At 61.8% G+C, this 23016-nt stretch carries 21 protein-coding genes; 7 read left to right on the forward strand and 14 right to left on the reverse strand.

The features are described from left to right. Window positions 1-206 precede the first annotated feature (206 nt). On the forward strand, window positions 207-1193 hold the full coding sequence (locus tag V5B59_RS02200; RefSeq protein ID WP_169072061.1) for a LysR family transcriptional regulator: 987 nt from the start codon (window positions 207-209) through the stop codon (window positions 1191-1193). Between the two features lie 33 nt (window positions 1194-1226). Here V5B59_RS02200 and V5B59_RS02205 read toward each other — a convergent pair whose 3' ends face one another. The 7 genes from V5B59_RS02205 to V5B59_RS02235 all read right to left on the reverse strand — a co-directional run bounded on the left by V5B59_RS02205 (window position 1227) and on the right by V5B59_RS02235 (window position 9413). Continuing rightward, on the reverse strand, window positions 1227-2099 hold the full coding sequence (locus tag V5B59_RS02205; protein WP_169072060.1) for a bile acid:sodium symporter family protein: 873 nt from the start codon (window positions 2097-2099) through the stop codon (window positions 1227-1229). A 106-nt stretch (window positions 2100-2205) separates the two neighbouring features. After that, complete coding sequence (locus V5B59_RS02210; RefSeq protein ID WP_332351529.1) at window positions 2206-4371, reverse strand: tetratricopeptide repeat protein; 2166 nt, start codon at window positions 4369-4371, stop codon at window positions 2206-2208. Between the two features lie 442 nt (window positions 4372-4813). Next, window positions 4814-5767 (reverse strand): ISAzo13 family transposase, encoded by a 954-nt coding sequence (locus V5B59_RS02215; protein WP_332352159.1) that lies wholly within the window; start codon window positions 5765-5767, stop codon window positions 4814-4816. Next, window positions 5764-5985 carry a hypothetical protein gene (locus V5B59_RS02220; protein ID WP_332351530.1) on the reverse strand — a complete coding sequence of 74 codons (222 nt, stop codon included), beginning with the start codon at window positions 5983-5985 and terminating at the stop codon, window positions 5764-5766. The genes V5B59_RS02215 and V5B59_RS02220 overlap by 4 nt, the downstream gene beginning before the upstream one ends. Before the next feature lie 592 nt (window positions 5986-6577). Next, window positions 6578-7771: a hypothetical protein gene (locus tag V5B59_RS02225; protein WP_169071102.1), complete on the reverse strand. Its 1194-nt coding sequence runs from the start codon at window positions 7769-7771 to the stop codon at window positions 6578-6580. A gap of 51 nt (window positions 7772-7822) precedes the next feature. Further along, window positions 7823-8434: a hypothetical protein gene (locus V5B59_RS02230; RefSeq protein WP_169071103.1), complete on the reverse strand. Its 612-nt coding sequence runs from the start codon at window positions 8432-8434 to the stop codon at window positions 7823-7825. Window positions 8435-8474: 40 nt separating this feature from the next. After that, window positions 8475-9413 (reverse strand): LysR substrate-binding domain-containing protein, encoded by a 939-nt coding sequence (locus V5B59_RS02235; protein WP_169071104.1) that lies wholly within the window; start codon window positions 9411-9413, stop codon window positions 8475-8477. A gap of 104 nt (window positions 9414-9517) precedes the next feature. Here V5B59_RS02235 and V5B59_RS02240 point away from each other — a divergent pair, with 104 nt between their 5' ends. Continuing rightward, window positions 9518-10219 carry a pirin family protein gene (locus tag V5B59_RS02240; RefSeq protein WP_169071111.1) on the forward strand — a complete coding sequence of 234 codons (702 nt, stop codon included), beginning with the start codon at window positions 9518-9520 and terminating at the stop codon, window positions 10217-10219. Between the two features lie 161 nt (window positions 10220-10380). On the opposite strand, the gene V5B59_RS02245 is transcribed toward V5B59_RS02240, so the two are convergent. Beyond that, window positions 10381-12300 (reverse strand): hypothetical protein, encoded by a 1920-nt coding sequence (locus V5B59_RS02245; protein WP_332351531.1) that lies wholly within the window; start codon window positions 12298-12300, stop codon window positions 10381-10383. A gap of 66 nt (window positions 12301-12366) precedes the next feature. Here V5B59_RS02245 and V5B59_RS02250 point away from each other — a divergent pair, with 66 nt between their 5' ends. The 4 genes from V5B59_RS02250 to V5B59_RS02265 all read left to right on the forward strand — a co-directional run bounded on the left by V5B59_RS02250 (window position 12367) and on the right by V5B59_RS02265 (window position 16165). Further along, entirely contained in the window at window positions 12367-12699 is a 333-nt protein-coding gene (locus V5B59_RS02250) for a hypothetical protein (RefSeq protein WP_332351532.1), read from the forward strand. 110 nt (window positions 12700-12809) lie between these two features. Continuing rightward, window positions 12810-13265 carry a peroxiredoxin gene (locus tag V5B59_RS02255; protein ID WP_034911012.1) on the forward strand — a complete coding sequence of 152 codons (456 nt, stop codon included), beginning with the start codon at window positions 12810-12812 and terminating at the stop codon, window positions 13263-13265. Window positions 13266-13302: 37 nt separating this feature from the next. After that, window positions 13303-14730 carry a PhoH family protein gene (locus V5B59_RS02260; RefSeq protein WP_169071105.1) on the forward strand — a complete coding sequence of 476 codons (1428 nt, stop codon included), beginning with the start codon at window positions 13303-13305 and terminating at the stop codon, window positions 14728-14730. A 112-nt stretch (window positions 14731-14842) separates the two neighbouring features. Beyond that, window positions 14843-16165, forward strand: coding sequence for a transglutaminase-like domain-containing protein (locus V5B59_RS02265; RefSeq protein WP_169071106.1), 1323 nt, complete (start codon window positions 14843-14845; stop codon window positions 16163-16165). A 13-nt stretch (window positions 16166-16178) separates the two neighbouring features. Here V5B59_RS02265 and dnaB read toward each other — a convergent pair whose 3' ends face one another. The 5 genes from dnaB to rpsF all read right to left on the reverse strand — a co-directional run bounded on the left by dnaB (window position 16179) and on the right by rpsF (window position 19209). Then, window positions 16179-17624 carry a replicative DNA helicase gene (gene dnaB / locus V5B59_RS02270; RefSeq protein WP_248594958.1) on the reverse strand — a complete coding sequence of 482 codons (1446 nt, stop codon included), beginning with the start codon at window positions 17622-17624 and terminating at the stop codon, window positions 16179-16181. 136 nt (window positions 17625-17760) lie between these two features. Next, on the reverse strand, window positions 17761-18219 hold the full coding sequence (rplI, locus tag V5B59_RS02275; protein ID WP_169071107.1) for a 50S ribosomal protein L9: 459 nt from the start codon (window positions 18217-18219) through the stop codon (window positions 17761-17763). A gap of 15 nt (window positions 18220-18234) precedes the next feature. Continuing rightward, window positions 18235-18510 carry a 30S ribosomal protein S18 gene (rpsR, locus tag V5B59_RS02280; RefSeq protein ID WP_034923543.1) on the reverse strand — a complete coding sequence of 92 codons (276 nt, stop codon included), beginning with the start codon at window positions 18508-18510 and terminating at the stop codon, window positions 18235-18237. Continuing rightward, window positions 18482-18829, reverse strand: coding sequence for a primosomal replication protein N (gene priB, locus V5B59_RS02285; RefSeq protein ID WP_308240154.1), 348 nt, complete (start codon window positions 18827-18829; stop codon window positions 18482-18484). Before priB ends, rpsR begins: the two co-directional genes overlap by 29 nt. Next, window positions 18826-19209: a 30S ribosomal protein S6 gene (rpsF, locus tag V5B59_RS02290; protein ID WP_034908897.1), complete on the reverse strand. Its 384-nt coding sequence runs from the start codon at window positions 19207-19209 to the stop codon at window positions 18826-18828. The genes priB and rpsF overlap by 4 nt, the downstream gene beginning before the upstream one ends. Before the next feature lie 181 nt (window positions 19210-19390). Here rpsF and V5B59_RS02295 point away from each other — a divergent pair, with 181 nt between their 5' ends. After that, window positions 19391-21319 carry a GGDEF domain-containing response regulator gene (locus V5B59_RS02295; RefSeq protein WP_169071109.1) on the forward strand — a complete coding sequence of 643 codons (1929 nt, stop codon included), beginning with the start codon at window positions 19391-19393 and terminating at the stop codon, window positions 21317-21319. Window positions 21320-21334: 15 nt separating this feature from the next. Here the strand turns inward: V5B59_RS02295 and rtcR are convergent, their stop codons facing one another. Then, window positions 21335-22924 (reverse strand): RNA repair transcriptional activator RtcR, encoded by a 1590-nt coding sequence (gene rtcR, locus V5B59_RS02300; protein ID WP_034908895.1) that lies wholly within the window; start codon window positions 22922-22924, stop codon window positions 21335-21337. Between the last annotated feature and the right edge of the window lie 92 nt (window positions 22925-23016).

A 23016-nucleotide genomic window follows, 5' to 3' on the forward strand; every position in this document is an offset into this window, starting at 1 on the left:
AACGATTCATATGTCCCCTCGCAAAATGAAGTAGTCCTACAATATTGAAACCTGCAATGGCCGCCCGGCCAGGCAGGTAACCGTTCCTGATACCGCGAGCGGCTTGCCGGATGCGGGGCGCCTTCAGGAACAGAACAGTAGCATTCTAGGAGGGATGAAAATAAAATGATAATGATGAATTTTCATTTCATGGAAACCTTTTGGTTATGATCACGCCCCGCCGTCTTCTCCATTTACGCACACTGGTCGAGCATGGCAATTTCGGCCGTGCCGCTAGTGCTCTGAGCATCTCGCAACCGGCGCTGAGCAAGAGCATCCAGGCGCTGGAGGGGGAACTGGGCGTGGCGCTCCTCGAACGGAACCGCGGGGCGATCATCCTGACGCCCTTCGGCGAGATTGTGCTGGAACGAAGCAACCAGCTGCTCACCGTGGAAGAGGATATGCGGCGCGAGATCGACCTGCTGGCCGGATGCGGCGGCGGTTCGCTCAAGGTCGCGCTCGGCCCCTATCCGAGCATCATCTCGGGCGGCCTTGCCATTGCCCGCCTGTCCGCCAGGTATCCGAAGCTCCGTGTCACGCTCCATGTCGCCGGGTGGCGCGAGGTCGCTCAGCAGGTGCTCTCCCGCACCGTAGACCTGGGCATTGCAGAAATCGGCGATCTCGCGGATGAAGGGGCGTTGACGACCGAACCGGTCGGCCGGCATCGCGGCTATCTGTTCTGCCGTACCGATCATCCGCTGATGGGGCGCGGGCCGGCATCGTGGGCCCAGGCATTGGCGTTCCCCTGGGTCGGGACACGGATACCGGCGCGCATTGCGAACCATTTCCCGGGACCGGTCGACGCCGCCGGTTCGATCGATCCGGCCAATGGCGACTTCGTGCCGGCGGTCAACCTCGATGTGTCGATGCATGTTCCCGAACTTTTGGCCAGCAGCGACGCGCTGGCCGTGGGGACGTTGAAGATGTTCGATGTCGACCTTCTGGCCGACCGGATCTCGATTCTGCCAATGACTGGCCCGCATTTTCAGGCCAACTACGGCTTCCTGTACCTGAAAAATCGCTCGCTCGCCCCCGCTACGCTGGCCTTCATGAGCGAGATCCGGGCAGTCGAAGCCGAGGTCGTCGTGCCGATGGAAGCGACAATCGCGGAACACTGCGCCCGTTCAGGTCAGCCAGGGTCACCCGGCGGCTGATCGGAAATTGGCCGTCGATGGTCCGGTGACGGCTCAAACGCTGCCGGATGAAGATCTGGCACGCTTGCGGAGCCACAGCGCAAGCGACAACAGCAACGTCAGTTGCGTGGCGAACAGGACGGCGATGAAGGTCACGACGGCCGCCTTTCCCAGAACCGAAGTTGCCGCGAGGGTGGCGACGGCGACGTTGCGTGCCGGGAATCCCCAGAGCAGCCCGTGCCGGTCCTCGGTGGAACAGGCCGGCAGTCTGAGGACAGCCCATCCCGCGGCCAGCGTCGCCAGCGTGAACAGCAGCGAGACGCCGAACAGAAGCACGAATTGCTCACGAATCGCTTCGCGCTGGTCAATGATGACCGCCCCCAGCAGTGCGATCACCGCGCCAATGGCTATCCCCTGCAGCGAACCGCGCCAGCGCGCGACCCAGCGCGGTGCGCAGTGGCGGAGCAGCATCCCGGCCAGCAACGGCAACAGCAAGCCGACGATGGCTTGCAACGCGACCTTGAGCATGGGGAGTTCCATTGCCTTGTCGCTGTCGAGGAAGAGCCAGAAGCCAAGCGAAGCGGCGACGGGCGTGACGATCGGCGCCAGCAGGTTCGACATTGCCGCTACCGTGACCGCCAGCGCCAGGTGCCCGCCGGCCAGCTGGGTGTAGAAGCCGGACATGGCTGCCACCGGCGCTGCGGCAAGCAGGATGGCACCGCCGGTCATGCCGGGTGGCAGGTCGAGCAGGCGCCCGACGAGGCCGGCGATGCCGATCAGCAACACCCATTGCGCGCAGACGATACCGGGGACGAGCACCGGGTAACGGCGAACGCGCTGAAAGTCCGCGAGACGCAGATCGGTGCCGACGATCAGCATGACGAAGACGGTCACGAACGGTATGGACGACTCGATCCAGGGGCTCATGGCGGCGGCACTCCGTGTCTGGACGATGTTGGCCTCACGATGACGCGCCCTGCGGCATCGGAGTTCGGGAAGGAAGGACAATCGGGGTCCGGAATTTGGCCATTTTTCACGGTCGACCGCGGCGAATGGCCAGCAGCAACTGTTGTGCCGCACGGTCGTCGGGGTTGAGGGCAAGCGCGCGTTCGGCGTGCGGAAGGGCGGCCTCGGGCCGTTGCTGCTGGAACTGCAGCAGCGCCAGGGCATAGGCGTAGGCGCCTTCCTGCGTGTCGAGGCGCGCTGCCTTGGCGAGCGGGGCTTCGGCGTCACGCAGACGGCCGGCCTGCATCAGGGCGAGGCCGAGGTTGTAGGCGATGCGCGGATTGTCCGGCGCGCGTCGGGCGGCCTCATGCAGTTCGCGAATGGCGGCGGGCAACTGACCGGATTCGGCGAGCAGCAGCGCCAGGCTGTAGCGCAGCTCGGCGTCGCCGGGATTGCGCTCCAGGCCGGCGCGCAGGGTGGCTTCGGCGGCGGCAGTGTCGCCCCGCGTAGCCAGGTAGCCGGCGTAAGCGTTGCGTCCGGCGCCGAAGTCGGGGTCCATGCGCAGGGCGCGCGAATAGGCTTCGCGGGCGGCGGGGTCGTCGCCCCGTTGGGCGTGGACGCCGGCCAGGTTGAGCTGGGTGGCGGGCATGTCGGCCATCGCGGCCTGGGCATCGAGATATTCCTGGTAGGCCTGGTCGAAGGCGGCCTGGTCGGCGCCGGCGAGCGTGCCGGGGGGTAGCGCGGCGAGCGCCTGGGCGGCGTTGATGCGCACGAGGCGGATCGGGTCGCGCAGACACGGGACGAGGAGCGGCGCTCGTTCGGCCGGCGGCAGCTCGGCAAGGGCGAGGACGGCATAGGCGCGGACCAGGGCATCGCTGTCGTTGAGTGCTTCGCTCAGTGCGATGCGGGCTTCAGGTTGTGCGGGGGGCAGGTGCTCGGTGGCGGTGGCGCGGACGATGGCTGGCTGTGCCGGATCGCGCAGCAGGGCGAGCAGGCCGGGCAGGGCTTCGCGGCGCCCGGCGCGGGCGGCCGCGAAGGTGGTGGCGAAGCCCGGCTCCAGGCGCCGTTCAGGGCCGTACCAGCGAGCAACGGCTTCAGCCGCCCAGGCCGGGCTCTTGTTGGCGTGGCACTGGTTGCACGCGTTGGGGGTGCCTAGCTTTTGCGAGAGGTCGGGGCGCGGGATGCGGAAGCTGTGGTCGGGGCGGGCGTGCACGACCATGTAGTTCTTTTCCGGCATGTGACAGTTCCGGCATTCGGTGCCCGGCCGACCGGCGGTGTGGTGGTGATGCGCCGGGGTGTCGTAGGCCGCTTTCCTGAGTGTCGGAAAGCGCGGGTTGCCGGCCGGGTTGTGGCATTGCACACAAACGGCGTTGCCTTCGGCCTTGAGCTTGAGGCTGTGGGCGTCGTGGCAGTCGGTGCAGCGCACGCCCTGCTGGTACATCCGGCTCTGCAGCATGGAGCCGTAAACATAGACCTCGTCGAGTTGTTGACCGTCGGGATGGTAGAGCCCGGCGCGCAGGAGTTCGGGGCGGAAGTTGTCGAGGAAATGGGCGCCGGGCTGGTCGCTGTCGGCGAGGCGTTGGCGGCGGGAATGGCAGGCGCCGCATTGGTCCACCTGGAAGCGGGAGTCGCCAGCGCGGAAATCGACGACGAGGCCATAGGCCTTTTCAGCACCTGAAGGCGCTGGCTTGCCGTCGCGTTTTGCATCCGCCCAGGCCTGGTGGGCAGCGCCTGGGCCGTGGCAGGACTGGCAGCCGACGTTGATTTCATCCCAGCGCGTGGCGTAGGTGTCGGCGGCGGCATCGTAGCCCTTGCGCAGGTTGGTGCTGTGGCATTCCGCGCACATCAGGTTCCAGTTCTGGTAGCGGCCCGTCCAGTGCATTGGGTCGCCGGTGCCGGCGCGGCTATCGGGATAGAGGTGGAACCAGCGCTGGCGGCGGGTATCCCAGGCCACCGGCAGGGCCTGCAGGCGGCCGCCGGGAAATTCGACGAGGTATTGCTGGAGCGGGTCGACGCCGAAGGTGTATTTGATTTCGTACTGACGGGAACGGCCGTTTTCGCCGGGGGCGTCGACGTAATAGCGCCCGTCGGCCCGGTGGAAGCGCCAGCGCTGCTTGCCCTGGCGCAACACGGCGTCGGCGAAGTCGCCGCGCACGCTGTCCGGGCCGACATGCGCCATGGCCTGGTCGTGGTGGGAGCCGCGCCAGCGCTCGCCGGCTTGCGCATGGCAGCCGACGCAGGTGGCGTCGGCCACGTATGCAACGGCAGGGGCTGCTCTGTGTGTTACGGCGCCACCGCTGCCGACCGCCGGTGGCGCGGGGCGCAAGATGGCGAACAGGGCAATGGCGGTGAGGGTGGCGAGCGCGAGGCCGACCAGTAGAAGCTTAGGCCGGCGTCGGCCAAGTTCGCCTTCGGGCGGCGAGCTGGCTTGGGACCGGACTCGGTCTATTTTCTTGGTACTCACTGCATGGTCTCAACCGGTACGCCGGGACCGCCAGATGGAAATAGGTGCGGGCTCCGGGAAATTATCGCGATTTGTCCGTAAATGCTTTTCACCTCACGGCGCTGCGATGAACCGGACGTCCGGGAACCTACCCGCTATTCGACACGAGTGCAACCGTGGATTCGCGAATTGCATACGCCCGCCTCGTTGATCAGTTGCTCCTTAGGAACGCCCACGAAATAACTTCCCGGTTTTATGCTGTTGAATTTGGCAGGATGGTGTAATTCCATGGGGGCAGTAGTGCATCGGCGACGATGCGCAGGGATGCCTTGAGATCAAGCGCCGCTTTCCGTCCGGTTTCGTAGACGCGATCGATAATATCGACGGTGACCTGAAGTCCAGTTCGAGTCTGGGTACGCTCGATCAGTTGTTTGACCAGAGGCACGCTTTCAAATACGACGCCTTCGCAAGCGCGCGTGACATGGGGGAAGACGCGGTGCTCAATCGGATTGTGCTTGGAGCAATACGGCGGGAAGTGGGCGATCCGAATTTCCAGCTTGAGCCGATTGGCAAGCGCTTGCAAGTCCTGCTGAAACAACGGCGAGCGTGAGGGGTTGCTGCCACCGCCATCGCACAGAATCAATATCTTATCGGCATTAGGATGATCGTGACGTCCGTGCAAAGACCACCAACGTTCCACGCTGTCACACGCGAACTGCGTGGTGTCATGACTCGTGCCCAGATTGACATGGGCTTTGTTCAAACCGATGTCGTACAAGCCATGCGGTACGACTTTGCCTTCGCTATAGCTGGGAAAGTCATGATCCAGCACGGCCAGGGTCTCTCGGGTGTAAAGCGTGCCGTTCCGGTAAAAATTGCCGAGCATCTCTTTCTTCTTGGTGTCCATGGAGAGTACGGGCTGACCAGCCGCCAGGTACGCGGCCTTGAGCGCTGTGATGTTTTCAAACTGCGGGTTGCGCTCAGGGTGCTGCTTGAACGACGTCTTCTTCTGCGCCTGACGGCGAACAAAGCCATGCTGCTTCAGCAACTGGCGAACAATCCGGCAACTGACCGGGGTTCCCGTCGCGCTAATGCGCCGGGCAATCTCCGGCTGGCGCAGATGGGTCCAACGAATGGCGTGCTGCGGACAGCCCGCCGTATGCTCTCGAACGACGTCCAGAAACGTCGTCGATAATTCGGGCGTCAGGTCGAGCTTACGCTTCCGCCCACCGCCTTTTTTCGGAGCTTATCCCCCGTCGCCTCTTCCGCTATGTCCAGGTCGGCCAGTCCTTGTCGGATCGTCTTGCGATCGATCTCAAACAACTGCGCGATGTACTGCTGGCCCCCATGCCCCAACTTGTCAGACTCCACCGCCGCGTACCGGCGACGATCCTTTTCCGATAGTCGCCGATAGAATTCCTTCATGCGCCGCTCTACGTCTTCCCGGTAATAGCCCACGCTGCATTCCCTTTGCTGTTTTCAGAACAACCAAGCAAGCAAGTGGCATGCCCGAGCGCACAGTCAAAACGGGAAGTTATTTCGTAGGCGTTCCTTAGCTCCACGTACCAGTTCTACAAAGAGTCAGCTCCAACTCGTTACCTACCGTTCGGAAACTGAGGTAAGGAAAGACAGCAGCAAGGCGATTGGGGCCGTAGCGAGGCGAGTCAGCAAGGGCCGCTCGGGGTCGCGAGCACGTATTTGCGGGAGTAGAAAGCCGCCGGTCGCCGTGAGGTGTGCCCCGACGGCAGCTTACTGCCAAACTGCTGACTGCCATTGAACGATCAGCCAACGGCGGCAAAGGCCGATAAGCCGACCGTCGACACGGTCGGCCCGAAGGTCGGCGGTGGGTCGGTGGCTACGAAATCTGAACGACTGCTTCCAGTCTGTAGCTGCCCGATAGCCCTCGCTGTCAAACGGCTCTTGCTGGCCTGTCCGAGGCAGCGTCTCTCCTCGTCCGGATCCTGCCCGGTCGCGCCAGCGCGGCCCCATAACACAACCAATCCCACTCCTGGTAGCTTTACATCTGTCGCTTCACCCGCATGGCCAGCGCGCTGACGCCCATGAAGGCAACACCCATCAGGACCAGCGAGATCGGCCAGCCCAGTGAATCGACGAAATGCTGGGTGGTGAAATAGCCGATGTAGCTCAGCATGGCGATCACCGTCGTTAGCAGCAGGGCGCGGCTTTGCAGCAGGACACAGGCGTAAAGCATCGAGGCCGTGACGGCGAAGAAAGCCGGTTCGACAGCGGTCTTGTGCACCAGATCGAAAAGGCCGGTGTAGGCCATGGCCGAACCGATCAGCGTGCCCAGCCCGGCCAGACGGTGCTGTCGCCCGCCTTTTTCCAGACCGTAGGAGGCTGACATGATCGACATGCCGGTGAGAAGCACGGCCCAGTTGGGTGTCGATGCGATGGCAAGCCGATCGAAGATGCCGGCGTTGAGCCAGCACAGGGCGATCAGGAAGGCGAACTCGGACAGGCTGCGATGGGGGGATTTCTCCAGTTCGGTCGCCACCAGAAACAGCGAGCTGCCAAGAATGATGGCGCTGAAACCCGGTGAGACGTCGAGCATGTCGAGACCGACTTGCAGGAAGGCGTATACGAACAGCAGGGCGGTAAAGGCCAGTACGGTCTGTGCATATTTGCGGAAAAGCACACCCTGATGCAGCGCCATCAGTCCGAAAACGCTGAGCGCCGCCAGGCGCCAGTTGTCGCCGCGTGGAAAGACCTCATGGATGAAGACGAACCAGCCGCTGGTCAGCATGATCACGGAGGCCAAGGCGAGCGGCAGGATCAGTTTCGGAAACTTTTTCTCGTGCAGCGCCGAGATCAGCACGATCAGCAGCGTGTAGCCAACGCCCAGCGTGACCAGGACGCGCATCACACTGCCCATCCGATTCCAGAACATGCCGATGTAGGTGCTGATGCCGGCGAGAATGAAGATCGCGCCGAGATAGGTGAACAGCGTCTTGGCGATTTCGCCGCCACTACGCCGGGCGGGCGCCGCCTGCATCAGTGACGGGTCGCGATAGGCCACGGCCACTTCATCCGGCGTGATGTCATAGGTTCGCATCAGTTCGGTGATTTTGCCGAGTGCACCGGGTTTGTCGATGACGTGCCTGACGCCGAACAGGGCGGCGACCAGCGGCCAGCCCCACCAACCGCCGCCGATGACGAACAGCAGCACCAGCAGCAGAATCAGCCAGCTCATCAAACTATGCTCCTGCCGCCGAGCGACACGCTGGCGTTTTAGTCCGCACGCTCATGGCGAAACCACCCAGCCGATGAAGCGAACCGTGTTGCCGTAGTAGGCGCCGTCGGTATTGGGCAGGCGGATGCTGCGCCCGCTTTTTACCAACTCGGCTTGCGAACGGTAGCGGGAGGAATAGAACAGGTCGGTAAAGATGCGCCCCGAATAGCCGTCCGGGCCGGCGCTAAATGCGTAGCCATCGGGTGCCAGACTCGACGAATCAACTTTCAGTCCTGCGAGATCAGGCACCTCGATCGGCGTCACCGTGGGAATCTTCGGCGCTTCGACGGTGCTTCCGGTATTCGGCGCGAGACCTGGCGGCAGGAGCAGGGCGATTTCCTTCACCGCACCGGTTCTAGGATTGAAGCGCCAGAGTCGCGGATTCTGGTAGGGCTGATTGCTGCCAATGTAATTGACCTGGACCCGGTCGCCGACGACGGCAATCTGAAGCGTGTTCTGGGCGTTGTTGTAATAGCTGTAATTGGTGGCGTACAGCACGTCATGCTGCGCCGGTGCGACCAGCAGGACCGGAATGCCGGAGATCACCAGGAACAGCACGACCAGCAACAGCGGCAAACCGAGACCGAAAGCGATGGTCGGGTTGTCGCGGAAAACATTCTTCATGTCGGGAATTCCTGTGGACTACTACTGAACTGGATGAAGCTCAAGAGCGCCTCTCTGCCAATAGCGTAGCCCGCGTCACCGGGCTTTGCAATTGCTCAAGCCACCATCGCAGTGCCCGCCCTTGGCCACCCCTTCCGCTCTTGCGCCACGCGTAACAAAACTGAAGCTGGTGTTCCCCTTGTTCGATTTGTTTGACCACCAAGCGTCCGGTATCCATGTAGGGCTGTGCCAGGCATGTCGGCAGGAAGCCAACACCCAGCCCTCGAAGCTGTGCGTCGAGCTTCGCTGGCAGGTCCGGAACGGTCATCACCTCCTGGCCGGGCAATAGTCTGACCGTCAGGCCGCCGCCGCGCTGTACGGAGTCGGCAAGCGCCACCGCGCGATACGGGCGGATGGTTTCATCGGTCAATGGTTCAGGCGCCTGTGCCAGCGGGTGGTGAGGCGATACGGCGAAGACAAAACGAACCGAACCGAGCGACTCCCGCTGTAGGTCAGCCCGGCTACCGGCCTGCACGACCACGCCCAGCGCCAGATCGGCCTGGCCCGACGCGAGCGCTTCGAGCGTGCCAGACAGCGTCTCGCTGCGCAGCTTGAGACTGGTCGGCGGTTGCAACGCAAAAAATGACTGGCAAAGCTCCATCACCGTCGCACGCACGATGATGCTATCCACCGCAATCGTGAACTGTGGCTCCCAACCGGTCGCCACCCGCTTGATGCGGTTGGCCACGGCATCGATATCGGCCAACAGTCGCGCACCCTCGCGCAGTAGTTCCTGCCCAGCTTCAGTCAAGCGGGCCTGCCGCGAGCTGCGATCAAACAGCAGGACATCCAGCGCGTCTTCGATCTGCCGCACGCGATACGTCAGTGCGCTCGGCACCATATGACCTGCACGGGCAGCCGCAGCAAAGCTGCCGGCCTTTGCAATGGTCTCAAGCATGGCCAGGGCATCGGGTGTTAACACATCGCGGGCAGTCGGCATCAGAGTGTCATCCATTCAATCATTTTGAATGATGCCATCAAATTGTCAGCACCTGCAACGATACTGAACAAGTCACAATGCACCTCATCAACAAGGAGGTTCACATGCTCACAGTTCGTAAGTCTCAGGATCGCGGTTACGCAAACCATGGTTGGCTCGAGAGCTACCATTCGTTTTCATTCGCCGGTTATCACGACCCGGCGCACATGGGCTGGGGCAACTTGCGGGTCATCAACGAGGACCGGGTGGCCCCCGGTACCGGCTTTGGCAAGCATAGCCACCGCGACATGGAAATCATCAGTTACGTTCTGTCGGGAAATCTCGCGCATCAGGACAGCATGGGCAATATCAAGGGTATTCCACCCGGCGACGTGCAGCGCATGAGTGCCGGCACCGGCGTGACGCACAGCGAGTTCAACCACGCCGAGGGCCAGACCACGCACTTTTTGCAGATCTGGATTACGCCCAACGTGACCGGCATTGCGCCGAGTTACGAGCAACGGCATATTCCGGCAGAACAAAGGCGAGGTGAGTTGTGCCTGGTGGCGTCGCCCGATGGAGCAGGAGATTCAGTCACGATTCATGCCGATGCGTATTTGTTCGCCGGCCTGTTCAACGGCACGGAATCCGCCATCCTGAACATCAACTCCGAGCGCAAGGCCTATGTCCACGTGGTACGTGGTGCAGTTGAGGTCAACGGCCAGCACTTGTCGGGTGGCGACGCCGCCCTGATCAGCGCGGAAAGTCGCATTGAAATCACGAACGGTAAAGACGCAGAAGTCCTGGTCTTCGACCTCGAAGCGTGAACATTCCCAATCAACACCTGCCAAGTAACGATCCCCCGGCAGAGCGTGCCAGCGACTCTTCGAGACCAGACCAAGCCACCGGATGCCGTGGCCCAGAATGAAATGCTGGATTCCCAGCGTTAAGCGGTCTCGGATAAGTTCTCCGAAAATTTGTGAATGTACTAGGCGCTTCTTGCCACTTTTTGCTTGCGTTTGCGCGCGGACAACAACCAGCGTTTCAACGCGATGTGGATCAGGCCGATCAGGAGCAAGGCCACGCCGAGGTAGAACAGCGTCGGCGCCCACACCTCGCGCGGCCCGGGAGGAAGCTGGGGGCCGACCAGCCAGGGTTTCAGGAAGCCGGTCAGCGCGTTGCTGATGACGAAGGGCAGACCGATGGTCGAGAGAATATAGGTCAGACGCTGGGTCTCGAGTGTACTGGCGGTGCGGATGGCGTCTTCCAGTTGCGATACGCGGGTATGCAGGTTCTTGATGGTGTCACCGACACACCAGCGGTTCTCCAGCGCGGCGCGGAAGGCGCGCACGTCGGCCCAATGGCTGCCTGGCTGGAATTGATAGCCGGCCTCGGTCAGCCGGCCACGCAGGGTGGCGAGATCACCCAGGACGGCGGCGGTGGGACGCGGTTTCCTGCCGGAGCTGCGTTCTGCAAACAGGGCGTCCAGAGCCCTCGCCACATCGCGTCCCGTGCCGAGGATCTGGAATACCCGCTCGAACTCTTCGGTAAGCTGTTGCAAGCGGAGACGTTCGGTGCGCCAGTCGTCGAATACCAGAGTGCCTTGATCGTGGAGGATGGCGAAGCCACCGTGCACTGGCAGCACGCTGAATTCATCCGGGACAGGCAGGTCCTCGACCGTGATCGCCTGCTGCTGGTCCCGGCGGGCGATGAGGGCGGCCAGATAGCGCTGCACACTGGGCAGGTCGAACAGCGCGCCCGACTGGGCGGTGTTCGGAAGCCAGCGCATCCCCAGAAAAAACTTGGTAATGCCGTCGTCACCGTCATAACGGCAGGTCTTCCGCATGCAAGCCTCGAGCGAGACCGGCGGGCCAGCATGCAAGGCGTCTTCGACGCGCAGGCGCCGTACCGGGCTGTATACCCGCCAAAGGGCACTGACGACATCCGGCCAGGCCAGCCGGCTGCCAAGACGCCCGTCCGGCAGGCGCCGAGGCGCAGCGAGCAGGGTGTAGCGGCCGTGGTCGTCCCACCAGGGTTGAGTGTACCCGGTTCCCGCGGGATAACTGGCAATCGGGCGTGCATTCTCGGTAGGACGCTGGTCTGCCCAGCGTTCGTTTTCCAGCCGTTCCAGTTCCAGCCACAGATCCTGCAGGTCGATGCCGGTCAGGGGATTGACCGACAGCACCATGTCATCACCGGCACCGGCAATGCGTGGGTCCGGGCGGTAGATGCCCATGACGGCGAAACCCTGCCGCATGGGGCTGTGGATGCGATCCAGTCGAGCGAACAATTTGCGGGTGCCGCTGGGCCAGGTTTCCACCGTGAGGTAGGCATCTACCAGCATGTCCTTGCGCGGTTCTGGACCGGCCATCGGCACCAGCAGTTGCAGACAGGTTGAGCGGGCCAGGGAACGCAGATAATTCTGTTCCTCGTTGCGCAGCAGAGCGGCGGCGCGGCGGTAGGCTTCCAGTTCCCACAGTTCCGGTACGGCATCCGGCGCAATGTCTCGCCGCAGCAGGGTGGTGGTGAACTGCAGCGCTTCGCGCCAGGCACCAGCGAAATCGTAGCTGCGGCCTTTTTCCGAAAGCAGCGGGGCGAAATGACTGTGGGACAGGGCGGAGAGCAGCGCCGCCCAGGCCGTGTGCGGGTTTTCGGCGACCATTCCCATCAATTCCCAGCGTCGTACGGCTCCGAGCCAACGCGCGACCTCGGGCTGGTCAAACGATTCTACCGGCACCCCGCTCATTACTGCGAGCCAGAACAGCAGCGCGAGCACCGAATCGGGGGAGGCGTCTTCAATCACCAGGGTGATTTCGCCCAGTCGCCGGCCCAAATCCGCATCCTTTCCCCACGCTGCCCGCCAATGTGCCGCCAGTTCTGGTGGCGGCTTCAGTACCATCTCCGTCACTGTGGAAGGGTCTGCCGCGATCCTGAAGCGCTCGGCCAGGCCCTTGTTATTCAGGCAGAAGCCGGGATGCTCGACCGCTTGTTCGCGGCTGCCCCAAGCGCCGACACCGATCAGGATTTGGTTCCGTTCCGCCCGGCGGCACAGGGGATCGGCCTGGATTTGCCGAAATGGCGCGGCAATGCTCGTTTGTTCTTGAGTGAGCCATGCATCGAAGGTCCGGAGAAAATCATGAAACAGCATGGAAACTCCGATGAGCGTTTGCAGGGATCTGCAGAAGTAGCAGGTGATCGCTTCGCGTTTGCATGTGTGTTGACTGCATTGACTTTACATAATACAAATTATACGAATATATGGCTTGTTTGCAATCAAGCTAACCCATTTTTCTGGCCATGGTATTGATCGTGATCAAAAGTAATTGATCACCGACATCAATCAATCTGCTTGACCGATGCTCCGGTTTCTCACCACAATCCAACCAACTACCAACTCTCCATACCCAAAAGCCAGCCATGATCGACCAGACCGTAGACGACTTCAGCCTGCCCGCAACCGGTGGCAAGACCTTCACTCTCTCGGCCTGCCTGGGCAGCCCGGTCGTCCTGTATTTCTACCCCAAAGACAGCACACCGGGATGTACCACCGAGGCACAGCAGTTCCGTGACCTGTACCCGCAGTTCGTCGCCGCCGGCAGCATCGTCGTCGGCGTTTCCCGGGACAGCATCAAGTCACACGAGAACTTCAAGGCGAAGCAGGATTTGCCATTCGATCTGCTTTCCGACGCCGAAGAATTGCTGTGCACCCGCTTCGCACTCATCAAGATGAAGTCGATGTACGGTAAACAGGTTCGCGGCATCGAGCGCAGCACCTTTGTCATTGACGGCAAAGGCGTGCTGCGGCGCGAATGGCGCGGTGTCAAGGTGGCCGGCCACGCGCAGGAAGTCCTCGATTTCATTGCCCGGATCTGACATGCCTCCTCACCGACCTGATCCGGGAAGCGCTCACATGGCCCGCAACACTGAATTCAGTGCCGAGCAGCGAGCTGCCGCCACGCCCGGCAAGCTTTTCGTCCTCGACACCAATGTCCTGATGCACGATCCGACCTGCATCTACCGCTTCGAGGAACACGACGTCTTCCTGCCGATGATGACCCTGGAGGAACTCGACAACCACAAGAAAGGCCTGTCGGAAATCGCCCGCAACGCTCGCCAGGTGACGCGCACGCTCGACGAGATCGTCAACAGCCTGGACGGGGCCATCGACCTGGGCATCCCGCTTCATGGACCCTCCCGCAAACTGGCCAGCGGCCGCCTTTTCCTGCAGACCGAAGCAATTGCCGGCGAGTTGCCGGCGGGATTGCCAACGGTCAAGGTCGACAACCAGATTCTGGCGGTCGTCATCGATCTGCAGCGCAGGCATCCCGAGCGCCCGGTGATCCTCGTCTCCAAGGACATCAATATGCGCATCAAGGCCCGCGTCCTCGGGCTCTCGGCGCAGGACTACTTCAACGACAAGGTACTCGAAGACACCGATCTGCTGTACACGGGAATGCGCGAACTGGCACCCGACTTCTGGGAAGCGCATGGTCAGGACGTCGAGTCCCGGAAGAAGGACGGCCGCACGCTGTACCGCCTCAAGGGGCCACTCTGCGCGCAACTGCTGGTCAACCAGTTCCTCTTCCAGGAAGGGGAAAAACCGCTCTATGCCATCGTCCGCGAAATCTCCGGCTCGACCGCCGAACTCCAGACGCTGACCGACTATACGCATACCAAGAACAATGTCTGGGGAATCACGGCGCGCAACCGCGAACAGAACTTTGCGCTCAATCTGCTGATGAATCCGGAAGTCGATTTCGTCACCCTGCTCGGCCAGGCCGGCACCGGCAAGACGCTGCTCACCCTGGCTGCCGGACTCACGCAGGTGCTCGAAGGCAGGCGCTACAGCGAAATCATCATGACCCGCGTCACCGTGCCCGTCGGCGAGGACATCGGCTTTCTGCCGGGCACCGAGGAAGAAAAGATGGGGCCGTGGATGGGCGCACTCGAAGACAACCTCGAAGTTCTCAACAAGAGCGATGACGATGCCGGCGACTGGGGCCGCGCGGCGACCCGTGACCTGATTCGCAACCGGATCAAGATCAAATCGCTCAATTTCATGCGCGGCCGCACCTTCCTCAACAAGTTCCTGATCATCGACGAAGCGCAAAACCTGACGCCAAAGCAGATGAAAACCCTGATCACCCGTGCTGGACCCGGCACCAAGGTGATCTGCCTGGGCAATATTGCGCAGATCGACACGCCCTATCTTACCGAAGGCAGTTCCGGGCTGACCTACGTCGTCGACCGCTTCAAGGGCTGGCAGCACGCCGGCCATATCACCCTGCAACGTGGCGAGCGTTCCCGTCTCGCGGACTACGCTGCGGAAGTGTTATAATTTTCTGGACGTTAACGGAGCCGTGTCTGGTGACACGGCTCAGTCGTTTTTGGCCACCGATCCATACTGCCGGCTCCGAGCGATAAGGATCCTGTGCTTACCGGAGAGTCGATTGAAACGACGCGATTTCCTTGCTGCTTCCACGCTTCTTTCACTACTGGCCCCTTCGGCGGTGCTTGCCGCCAACAAGAAGAAGGCGGCTACTCAGGATGCCGGCAAACCGGCAGCCAAGTCGACATCCAAGTCTGGCGCCAAGCCTGCCGGCAAGAGCAGCGGCAGAGACACCACCAGAACCGGCAGCAAAGCCGGCAGTGGCAGAGCCGGTAGCAAAGGCCGGCAGCACAGCTACCGACCGGTCACCGAAAGACCGCCAGCAGCCCCGCCACCCGTTGCCAGTCCACCGCCGGCAGCCGTCGAACCGCGCAATGCCATCAGCCTGCCCGATGAGCCACAGCCCAATTGGCGGACCTACGAGATTACTTCGCTGATCACGCTCAACCAGGTCAAAGGCAAGCTGCGACTATGGCTCCCGCTGGCGCAGTACAAGGACACTTTCTGGCAACGCTCGCTGGGTCATCACTGGCGAGGCAATTTCGACAGTGCCGGAATCTATCGTGATCCAGTAGCCGAAATGGAGGTGTTCTACGCCGACTGGAAAGAGGGCAGCGCGACACCGCAATTGCAGCTCGTCAGTCAGGTGGCCAAGCAGGATCGTCACTTCGACATCACCCGGCGCGGCAGCATTGCCGAACGCGGTGAAGTGCTTCGGCGCTGCCTGCATTCGAGCAATCTGGTCCCGATCGATGGACTCGTGCGCCGCACCGCCGAGCGCGCCATTGGCCGTATCAAGGATCCGGTCGCCCAGGGCAAGGCGATTTATGACTGGGTGGTCGACAACACTTCGTTTGATCCTGCGCTGAGCGGCATCGGCAAAGGGGATGTCGAGGCCATGCTCGACAGTGGCCAGTTGAGCGGCAAGAGTGCCGACATCGCCCTGCTCTTCGTTGGCCTGTGTCGATCGATCGGAATTCCCGCACGCCCGGTCTTCGGGCTGCGCGTCGATAGTTCACGGCTGTTTGCGGGTCTCGGTGCGACCGGCAACCTGCGCGCCGTGCAACATTGCCGCGCCGAATTCTACACACCGGGTTATGGCTGGATTCCGGTCGACCCCGGTGATGTGCGCAAGGCCATCCACGATGAACGCCTGGGCAACAGCGATGCGAAACTGGTCGTCCTCCGGAAGTTGCTGTTCGGTTTTTGGGAGATGAACTGGATTGCCTATAACGCCGCCCAGGATGTCAGTCTGCATGGCGCCAGTGGCGGGCCCCTGCCCTTCCTGGTCCTGCCGCAGGCGGAGGCCGCCGGTGTCCGTTTCGACAGCACCGACGTCCAGCGCTTCAGCTACACGGTCAACGCCAGCCGCGTCGAGGGCTGACGTCTGCCCGCGCTCAATACGATCCCGGCTTGGCGAAACTCTCGAAGCGCGTGTACTCGCCCAGAAAAGTCAGGCGGGTGGTACCGATCGGGCCGTTGCGCTGCTTGCCGATGATGATCTCGGCAACCCCCTTGTCGGGTGTGTCCGGGTTATACACCTCGTCGCGGTAGATGAACATGATGATGTCTGCGTCCTGTTCGATGGCACCCGATTCGCGCAGGTCGGACATCACCGGACGCTTGTTCGGCCGTTGTTCGAGCGAGCGGTTGAGTTGCGAGAGCGCCATCAGGGGAACGCCCAACTCCTTTGCCAGTCCTTTCAGCGATCGCGAAATCTCCGAGATTTCGGTCGCCCGGTTCTCGCCATGCGAAGTGGCGGACATCAATTGCAGGTAGTCGATGACGATCAGCCCGAGCTTGCCACACTGGCGATGCAGACGGCGCGCGCGCGCGCGCAGATCGATCGGGTTGAGCGCCGGCGTCTCGTCGATATAGATCGGCGCCTCGTGCATCTTGCCCAGCGCAAAGGACAGCCTCGACCACTCGTCGTCATTGAGGCGACCAGTACGGACGCGATGGGCATCGAGCCGGCCGACCGATGACAGCATGCGCATCGCAAGTTGTGTGCCAGCCATTTCCATCGAGAAAATGGCGACCGGCAGACCCACTTCGATTGCCACATGCTCGGCAATATTGAGCGCAAACGAGGTTTTTCCCATCGACGGGCGGCCGGCAACGATCAGCAGATCGCCGCCCTGCAGGCCCGAGGTCTTCGAGTCGAGATCGTGATAGCCGGTCGGCACGCCGGTGATGTCCGAAGGATTGTCGCGGTCGTGCAGCTCCTGGATGCGCTCGACCACCTGCGTCAGCAGCGGGTTGATATGCACGAAGCCGGACTGATGGCGAAAACCGCCTTCGGCAATCGCGAATACCCTTGCCTCGGCCTCGTCGAGCAGGGTTTTCGGGTCGCGACCGAGCGGGTTGAGCGCACTACCGGCGATTTCGTCACCGGCAGTCACCAGTTGCCGCAGAATCGCCCGTTCACGGACGATCTCGGCATAGCGCCGGATGTTCGCCGCCGACGGCGTGTTCGCTGCCAGTTCGCCAAGGTAGGCCAGCCCGCCGGTAGCGTCGCCCTCCCCCGCCTGGTCGAGGCTTTCAGCAACCGTCACCGCGTCGGCGGGTTTGCCACGTTCCAGGAGTTTGGAAATCTGGCGGTAAATGCGCCGGTGTTCATCGCGATAAAAATCGCTTTCGCTGATCACGTCGGCGATCTTGTCGAAGGCAGCGTTATCGAGCATCAAGCCGCCGAGAACCGATTGCTCGGCCTCCAGCGAATGCGGTGGCACGCGCAGTTCGGACAGTACCGAGTCTGTCTGCGGGCTCCGTTCTCGCCGTGCTCCGCGACTGCCGAAGCGTTGCCCGCTATCGGAACTGGGTGAATCGAAGGACTTGGCCATGGAATATCCGCAGAGGGAACAAGCAAGGCAGGAAGTGTAGCGCGGCAACTCCGGATCCGCGGTACAGACGCAAAAAAGCCTTGCCCTCGGGCAAGGCCTTTCGCCCGACGCCAGACAACGGCGCCGTATCGACCATCTACAGTTTCGGCTGTTCGACAACCACGGCAACCGTGATCGTCGCCATGACGTCGCTGTGCAGCGCCACTTCCAGTTGCGTCTCGCCAAGCACCTTGAGCGGACCTGCAGGCATGCGAATGGCCGATTTTTCGATCTCGAAACCAAGCGCTTGCAAGCCGTCGGCAACGTCAAAGTTGGTCACCGAACCAAACAGGCGACCATCGACGCCGGCCTTGCGAGCAATCCGGACGACCGCCCCGCTCAGCTTTTCCGCATACCCCTGTGCAGCCGCCAGTTTCTCGTTGGCGGCATTCTCCAGTTCGACCCGTTTGAGCTCGAACTCCTTCAGGGCGGCCGGCGTGGCGCGCTTGGCCTTGCCCGTCGGAATCAGAAAGTTGCGGGCGTAGCCATTCTTCACCTTGAGCAGATCGCCGAGGTTGCCGAGGTTGGCGACTTTTTCCATCAGAATGATTTGCATCGTCGTCTCCTCGTATTACTGGTGGTTGTCGGTGTACGGCAGCAGCGCCAGGAAGCGGGCACGCTTGATGGCCACCGACAACATCCTCTGGTAACCGGCCTTGGTACCGGTCAGCCGAGCCGGCATGATCTTGGCGTTCTCGGCGATGTACTCCTTGAACAGATCGACATCCTTGTAGTCGATCTCTTCCATTTTTTCTGCAGTGAAGCGGCAGAACTTGCGCCGCTTGAACAATCCGCTGCCACGCTTCTTGACGTTCTTGTCATCCTTCTTCTTGAAGAACCTTGCCATCTTGATTTCCTTCGACAAATTCGATCGTGGTGATATGCAGTCTTGCTTGCTTGCTGTTGCGGCTCCTGGCGGCGAGAAAACCCGTCAGTTGCAGCGTCGCGCCGGGATTGGCCGCCTGCAGCCACTGTGCCGTCGTGCCCAGGGCAATCGCCTGGATTTCGCATTCGACACGGCGGAGGCTGCCAGCTTCAAGCTGTTCCGACTGGTGTCCGATCAGACATTCCATGACCGGCACGCCGGCCGGCGTAAAACGTAGCGCCTTGCGCTCGATCAGGATTCCGCTGAGCTCGACGCGATTCAGCAGCGCCTCGACAATCAGGCAGCCGCTTGGGCGGTTTCGGCTGGTGCCGGCTCACGAACTTCCAGCAGCGACCTGGACTTCTCGTCCTTCATCATCGGCGACGGTGTGCTGACCGCACGCTTGGTCTTGATCGTCAGATGCCGAAGAATCGCGTCGTTGAATTTGAAGCCATGCTCGAGTTCGGTCAGCGTCGCGCCATCGCATTCGATGTTCATCAGAACATAATGCGCCTTGTGCAACTTCTGGATCGGATAGGCGAGCTGACGGCGTCCCCAGTCTTCGAGACGATGAATCTGCCCGGCGCGGGCAGCGATCAGCGACTTGTACCGCTCGACCATCGCCGGCACCTGCTCACTCTGATCCGGATGGACGATTAGAACGATTTCATAATGGCGCACGAACACTCCTTATGGATAAAGCCCCCCGCCATGCGAACGGTAGGGCAAGGTGGAAAAACCGCCGATTATAGCGGGCTTATGCTTTGCCAGGCAAAGTGTTTTGCCGTTTTGCAACTCGATGCTTTAGGCTGATAGACTGCACGCTGAAGGTAGAAACACCTACAACCCTCCACAGGAATACATGAGCAAGATCGAACAACTGCGGATCAGCGGCCAGCTCCCCAGCCCGAAAGGGGTGGCTTTGGCGATCATGGAGATCAGTCGTCGTGAGGATGCGACTCTTGACGAGGTGGCCAGGGTGGTACAGAGCGATCCCGCCCTTTCCAGCCGCCTGTTGCGCCTTGCCAATGCTTCAGCAAACACCGCCCGACCCGTGGTTTCGATCAGGGAGACCGTGCTGCGCCTGGGCATGGCGACCGTCCGCCAACTGGCCATGGGGTTCTCTCTGGTCGACCAGTTTCTGGAAGGGCCCTGCTCCACCTTCGACTATCCGGCTTTCTGGTCCCATTCTCTGTTCATGGCAGTGGCCAGCCAGGAGTTGGGCCGGATGACACGGACGGCTTCACCGGACGAACTGTTCGCCTGTGGTCTGCTGGCACAGATCGGCTGCCTGGCGCTGGCCACCGTCTACCCCAACGACTATGCGGCCGTGCTGACCGAGCAGAGCCGCGGTGTGGCGCTCCTGGAACTGGAGCGCAAGCGTATGGGGATAGATCACGCGGAATTCACGGCCATCATCCTCGCCGATTGCGGCATACCCAAGGCCCTTGCCGAGCCTGTCCATTACCACGAGGCACCGCAGACCTCCGGCTTTTCCGAAGGCTCCCGGCCTGACCAGCTGACCCATCTGCTCTTCCAGGCGCGACGCATGGCGGATCTCGGTCGCTCACCCGTGACCGAGCGCCATAGCAGTATTGCTGGATTGATGCTCCTGGGTGGCAAGATCGGTCTGGATGCGACGGCCATGGGCGAAGTGTTCGACCGGGTGGTTCACCTGTGGTACGAGTGGGCCGAGCTGCTGAAAGTGCCGGCCAGCCCCATCCCTTCATTCAGCGCCATGGCCAACGCCCCGGTTCCCCGCCCGGAGGAGGATTCCCAGGCGGCGCACACCAGCAAGCGGGTGTTGCTGGTAGAGGACGACCCCACGACCCGCATGATCACGGAGGGTCTGCTGTGCCACCTGCTCGGCTGCACGGTCCACACGGCCGAGAATGGCAAGGATGCTCTGGCCCTGGCCCTGGAAGTCATGCCCCAGATCATCATCACCGACTGGCTCATGCCGGTCATGGACGGGATCGAGTTCTGCCGCGCCTTGCGTGCCACCGACTGGGGCCAGTCGATGTATGTCATCATGCTGACCGGCGAGGAGACGGAAGAGAAGATCATCAATGCTTTCGAGGCGGGGGTCGACGATTACGTGACCAAGCCGGTGAATGTCCGCGCCCTGAGCGCCCGAATGCGGGCGGCCCTGCACTATGTGAAGCTGCTCGAGGCCTGGGAAAACGACCGGGCACAGCTCAAGCAGTTCGCGGCAGAACTGGCCATCAGCAACCGGCGGCTCGAACATGCCGCGATGACCGACCTGCTGACCGAGCTACCCAATCGACGGGCCGGCATGGAAGCGCTCAGCCGATTCTGGAACGGCTCCCAGCGAACGGGGCAGCCCGTGGCGGCGCTGATGATCGATGTCGATTACTTCAAGTCCATCAACGACCGCCATGGTCATGCGGTGGGGGATCGGGTATTGCAGGAGGTCGCCAAAGCCATCCAGACCGCAGCCCGCAAGGACGACATCGTCAGCCGGATCGGCGGTGAAGAGTTCCTGCTGGTATGTCACGACGCTGACCCCAAGGCTGCCCTGCTGGCTGCCGAGCGTCTGCGCAAGATGGTCAAGGCGATGAAAATCCATATCGATGACACGGAGATACAGACCTCGGTCAGTATCGGCGTGGCCAACCGGGAGAACGGCATGGACAATGAGGATGACATGCTCCGGGCCGCAGACAAAGCCCTCTACGCCGCCAAGAATGCCGGTCGGAACCGGGTCTGCCTCTTTGCCAACGGCAAGACCATCTGCGCCGCCTGCGTCAATGACAAGCACCAAGCGTGAAAGAGTCAGTCGGGATCATTTGCGATTCACTGCCGTCCAGTCGAGGCCGAAGCGCGACAGGTATTTGCGCAGCCGGTCCGCATCGTTGGCAATTTTCTTGTCCTGGCGGGATACGGCGAAAAGTTGACGTCCAGCTTCCGAGAGGCTGGCTGCTTGCCGGCAAACGGCGATTACCGCATTGAGCTGGCAGCGATCGAAGAGGTCGAGTTGCGCGGCCTGTTCGCCCAGAAGGTAGGAGACCGCATCGGCCGTCTGGCTGCCGCCCCAACTGTGGCCAAGGCGCGCGATCTCCTCTACGACCTGGGCCTCGGTGATGCGCCCCGCTTCGGCCAGGGTGGCCATGCGCGTGACCGACGCCGAGAGTTCCCGAAAATTGCCGCGCCAGGCGGCATCCGCCGAGCTGGCAAAAGCCAGGTAGCAGCGGCGGGCTTCGACATTGAAGCGAACGAGCTGAGCATGCTCACGCGCAAAACGTTCCAGCTCGAAATCGAGATTGGGTTCGATGTCCTCACGCCTTTGTGCAAGGCCCGGCAGCTCGAAGGTCCATAGGTTGATGCGCGCATACAGGTCTTCGCGGAAATGCCCCTCGGCCACCCAATGGCGCAGGTCGCGATGAGTGCCGGCGATGAGCTGGAAATCGCTCGCGACTTCCAGGTCGCCACCGAAGGGGAAGAAGCGTTTTTCCTCGATGGCCTTGAGTAGCATCGCCTGCTCGTCCAGTCCCAGTTCGCCGATCTCGTCGAGAAACAGCAAACCGCCATCGGCAGCACGCAACAGCCCGGGGCGTTCGCTCTGCGCACCCGTGAAGGCCCCCTTGACGTGGCCGAAGAGGCTGGACATGGCCGAATCGCCGCGCAAGGTTGCGCAGTTCACCTCGATGAAACGCCCCGCCAGACGCTGTTTCTGTCGCTTGAGCGCATATACGCGACGGGCGAGAAAGGATTTGCCGGCGCCGGTGGGACCGATCAGCAGCATCGGTGACTTCGAGCGTCCCGCTACCCGTTCGATCTGCTCGATCATGCGGTTGAAATGGGCGTTGCGCGTGGCAATCCCGGATTTCAGGAAGCTCACCCTGTCGTCATGATCGCGCTGAAAGCGCTGCGCAATCTTGTTGTAGCGTGACAGATCCAGATCGATGATTTCGTAACTGCCGACGGAACTCGCCACCTCCTTCCTGCGCGGCGGCGAGGTCTGTAGCAGTTGTGCCGGCAAATAGCGCGCCTCGGCCAGCAGGAACCAGCAGATCTGTGCGACATGGGTTCCTGTCGTGATGTGCAGCAGGTAATCCTCGTTCTCGGGGTCGAACGGGTAAGCGCGTGCAAAGTCGTGCAGCGTCGTGTACACCTCCTCGAAATCCCACGCATCGCGTAGCTCGATCTCCACGTGGCAGACCTCGGTTTCGGGCGATACCGACTTGATGTCCGCCTGCACGCGCTCGGCCAGTCCACGGCTGCGCGCATCGTGCAATAACTCCAGGCGATGTACGATCAGGTCTTCCTGCTGGCACAGGCCCACCGTCGGCCGCCATTTCTCCCAGCGTGTGCTGCCCTTGCCGCCGTAGTCGAGTTGCGTACCGAGAAAGCCGATGACGACGGTCCTCTTCATGTTGACTATCCTTCTGGATAAATAACGATTCGATATTCTATGAGAATCCACCCACCCCGGTTTCCACGGAAACCGAAAATCTCCTGAAAACC

It is taken from the genome of Candidatus Accumulibacter contiguus (assembly GCF_036625285.1).
In the GTDB taxonomy this organism is placed as follows: Bacteria; Pseudomonadota; Gammaproteobacteria; order Burkholderiales; family Rhodocyclaceae; genus Accumulibacter; species Accumulibacter contiguus.

What these genes read in the sequence shown, in the direction of transcription:
- V5B59_RS02200 (WP_169072061.1), top strand. Translation starts at nt 207, where the DNA reads ATGATCACGCCCCGCCGTCTTCTCCATTTACGCACACTGGTCGAGCAT.
- V5B59_RS02205 (WP_169072060.1), bottom strand. Translation starts at nt 2,099, where the DNA reads ATGAGCCCCTGGATCGAGTCGTCCATACCGTTCGTGACCGTCTTCGTC.
- V5B59_RS02220 (WP_332351530.1), bottom strand. Translation starts at nt 5,985, where the DNA reads ATGAAGGAATTCTATCGGCGACTATCGGAAAAGGATCGTCGCCGGTAC.
- V5B59_RS02225 (WP_169071102.1), bottom strand. Translation starts at nt 7,771, where the DNA reads ATGAGCTGGCTGATTCTGCTGCTGGTGCTGCTGTTCGTCATCGGCGGC.
- V5B59_RS02230 (WP_169071103.1), bottom strand. Translation starts at nt 8,434, where the DNA reads ATGAAGAATGTTTTCCGCGACAACCCGACCATCGCTTTCGGTCTCGGT.
- V5B59_RS02235 (WP_169071104.1), bottom strand. Translation starts at nt 9,413, where the DNA reads ATGCCGACTGCCCGCGATGTGTTAACACCCGATGCCCTGGCCATGCTT.
- V5B59_RS02240 (WP_169071111.1), top strand. Translation starts at nt 9,518, where the DNA reads ATGCTCACAGTTCGTAAGTCTCAGGATCGCGGTTACGCAAACCATGGT.
- V5B59_RS02250 (WP_332351532.1), top strand. Translation starts at nt 12,367, where the DNA reads ATGCTCGACCGCTTGTTCGCGGCTGCCCCAAGCGCCGACACCGATCAG.
- V5B59_RS02255 (WP_034911012.1), top strand. Translation starts at nt 12,810, where the DNA reads ATGATCGACCAGACCGTAGACGACTTCAGCCTGCCCGCAACCGGTGGC.
- V5B59_RS02260 (WP_169071105.1), top strand. Translation starts at nt 13,303, where the DNA reads ATGGCCCGCAACACTGAATTCAGTGCCGAGCAGCGAGCTGCCGCCACG.
- dnaB (WP_248594958.1), bottom strand. Translation starts at nt 17,624, where the DNA reads ATGGCCAAGTCCTTCGATTCACCCAGTTCCGATAGCGGGCAACGCTTC.
- rplI (WP_169071107.1), bottom strand. Translation starts at nt 18,219, where the DNA reads ATGCAAATCATTCTGATGGAAAAAGTCGCCAACCTCGGCAACCTCGGC.
- rpsR (WP_034923543.1), bottom strand. Translation starts at nt 18,510, where the DNA reads ATGGCAAGGTTCTTCAAGAAGAAGGATGACAAGAACGTCAAGAAGCGT.
- V5B59_RS02295 (WP_169071109.1), top strand. Translation starts at nt 19,391, where the DNA reads ATGAGCAAGATCGAACAACTGCGGATCAGCGGCCAGCTCCCCAGCCCG.
- rtcR (WP_034908895.1), bottom strand. Translation starts at nt 22,924, where the DNA reads ATGAAGAGGACCGTCGTCATCGGCTTTCTCGGTACGCAACTCGACTAC.